The organism is Micromonospora sp. LOL_014 (genome assembly GCF_048060245.1).
Classification (GTDB): domain Bacteria; phylum Actinomycetota; class Actinomycetes; order Mycobacteriales; family Micromonosporaceae; genus Micromonospora_E.
Map to the genome: position 1 here is coordinate 1 of NZ_JBHMIP010000076.1, position 2,791 is coordinate 2,791.

1 protein-coding gene and 1 other RNA gene are annotated in these 2,791 nt (G+C 68.4%); both read left to right on the top strand.

The annotated features are described in order from the left end of the window. Positions 1-141 precede the first annotated feature (141 nt). An RNA gene (rnpB, locus tag ACFHW1_RS28605) (RNase P RNA component class A) lies at positions 142-561 on the top strand. Positions 562-1,396: 835 nt separating this feature from the next. Further along, the coding region (locus tag ACFHW1_RS28610) for an NB-ARC domain-containing protein (protein WP_416616690.1) at positions 1,397-2,791 on the top strand (1,395 nt) is incomplete at its 3' end.

The window sequence follows — 2,791 nt, forward strand, 5'->3', positions numbered from 1 at the left end:
GACGAACGCCTACGCGAGGTAGTCAACAGGGCCAACGTTGCCTGACGCGGCACTAGATCACTGTTGGGCTGGTCGTGGTGGTCCGCCGGGCCTGCGGGCGGGCAATGATCGTGGGCTGCGTACGATTGATCCTCGGACGGACGAGTCGACCGGGCGGCCGCGTCAGCGGGGGGATACGTCCCCTGCTGCCGAGGAACGTCCGGACTCCACAGGGCAGGGTGGTTGCTAACGGCAACCCGGGGCGACCCGCGGGACAGTGCCACAGAAAACAGACCGCCGGGCGGTGAAACGCCCGGTAAGGGTGAAACGGTGGGGTAAGAGCCCACCAGCATCCCGGGTGACCGGGATGGCTCGGTAAACCCCACCCGGAGCAAGGCCAAGAGGGCCGGCGTCGCCAGACGTCGACCTGCGCAGGCGTTTGAGGGCTGCCCGCCCGAGTCTGCGGGTAGGCCGCTGGAGCCTGCCGGCGACGGTAGGCCTAGATGGATGGCCGCCACCGCTGCGCGACCCGGGCAACCGGCGCGTACGGGACAGAATCCGGCGTACAGGTCGACTCGTCCGTCCCACCCCAGCTCGGCGCGGTGATCAAGCCTCTGAGCTGCACGAACTTCCCGTCGTCGATGGTCGTTCATGGTCAACTTTGGTCGTCATATGACGCCCTGGAGACGCCCTGACGCCCTGGAGACGCCCTGATCTTGGACGGTTCGGGGCGGTGCCGACGGCGGCCGGGGACGCAGCCCGCGCGGGGTACGGACCCGGCGCGATTGGTGTCGGTGGCAAGCCAGTCCGGGGTATGGACTGGCGCGGCAGCCGGAAGCCCCGACCCCGACGGCGGCCAACCCCGACGGCTTCCGGACCGCCTGCCGCCGTCGGCCAAGGGGAAGGCGGGGACTCGAACCCCTAACCCGCGTACGGGCTACGGATCGGGCCGAACCGGGCACGTCGGCGGTCTGGGCTGCGGCGTGCTCCTCGACGTCTCTCGGCCTCTCGCGGCTGCTTCGGCTCCCGTTTGTACTGACGTTGTCGTAGTTGATCTTCGTAGGTCGGCTTGCTGCTGTTTGACTGGCCCCGACAGCGATGACGTGATCCCGACTCGGTGAGGTTGGTGATTGTGCTTGTCGTCGATGATGGTGGCGTGGCTCGGGTGTTTCCTCGTCGGTGGCGGCGGCGGACGGTTGTGTTTGCGGTCTCGGCTGTCGTCTGTGGCCTGGTGGCGCTGTTCGCCTGGTGGAATCCGTGGGGGTGGGGGCTGCCTCGATCCGGCTGGACGGGTACGGAGCAGGCTAGCTGGATCGCGGGGATTGTCGGCGGTGTGCTGTCGTTCGTGACCGTGGTTGACGGGTTCATGGCGCGGCGCGTCAAGCCTGGTCCGCCTCCGGTGCCGAGGGGTGCGGTGGTGCGTGTCGGGCGGGTTCCGCAGCAGGCGGCGTGGTTTCAGAGCCGGCCTGCAGGCGCGGAGCTGTCGCGGGCGGCCAGGGCGGGCCGGACGGCGGTGTTGACGCAGGTGTTGTCGGGGATGGGTGGGGTGGGCAAGACCCAGTTGGCGGCGGAGTTTGCGCGCCGGTTGGAGCGGGATCGTGAGGTGGATGTGCTGGTGTGGGTGGCGGCGTCGAGTCGGGACGCGATCGTCGCCCGTTACGCCGAAGCTGCCCGCTCGGTGGGAGCCGCCGTGGCGGGAGACGGGGACGATGAGGCGGCGGCCAGCCGGTTCGTGTCGTGGTTGGAGCGTACGTCGAAGCGGTGGCTGATCGTGTTGGACAACCTCGATAGCCCTGGTGACGCCGCGGACTGGTGGCCGCCGAACAGTCGAAATGGTCGGACGGTGGTGACGACTCGTCGCCGTGATCCGGTGCTGGACACGGACGGCCGTGTCCTGGTCGACGTCGATGTGTTCAGCCCGGATGACGCTGTCGATTATCTTGATGGTGCGATCGGTGCCAGTGGTGACCAGGATGACGATCTGGCGGCGTTGGCCGCTGAGCTGGGGTATCTGCCGTTGGCGTTGGCGCAGGCGGCCGCGTTCATCCGGGACCGGAGTCTCGACCCCGCCGGTTATCGGGCCCGGCTGGCTGACCGGCGGAAAAGGTTGGTTGAGCTTGTTCCGCCGGATGACGCTCTCCCGGATGGACACCGGGCGACGGTCGCGGTCACGTGGTCGCTGTCGATCGACGTGGCGGACAGCCATCCGCCGGCCGGTCTAGCTCGACATGTGCTGAATCTCGCCGCTGTGCTGGATCCGAACGGCATCCCCGAGGCCGTGTTCACCACCGATGCTGCCGTGACGCACCTCGCGGACCGCAGCGGGCGGCAGGTGACAGCTGACGACGTACGCGACGCGCTACGGAACCTGCACCGACTGAGCCTGGTCACCCACGACGCGGCCACCGGCACGGTCCGCGTACACGCCCTGGTGCAGCGGGTCACCCGCGACCCCCTCGACCCGGTCCACCTCGCCGCTGTCGCCCGGACCGCCGCTGACGCCCTTTTGGCTATATGGCCGGCTGTCGATCGGGACCACGGAGCTACTCAACCCTTGCGCGCCAACGCTGTCGCTCTGCGGACGACCAGCGGTGAAGCCCTGTTCCACCCCAACATTCACTCAGCACTGTTCCGCGCGATCAACAGCCTCGGGAGCACTGGACAAGTCGAGTCCGCCGCTGCTGCGTTTGCAGGTTTGCTCACCGACTCTTTGCGGGTGCTGGGGCCGGATCACCCCGGTACCCTGACCATCCGGAACAACCTTGCCTACTTGCGGGGTGAGGCGGGTGACGCTGCCGGTGCGGTGACCGCC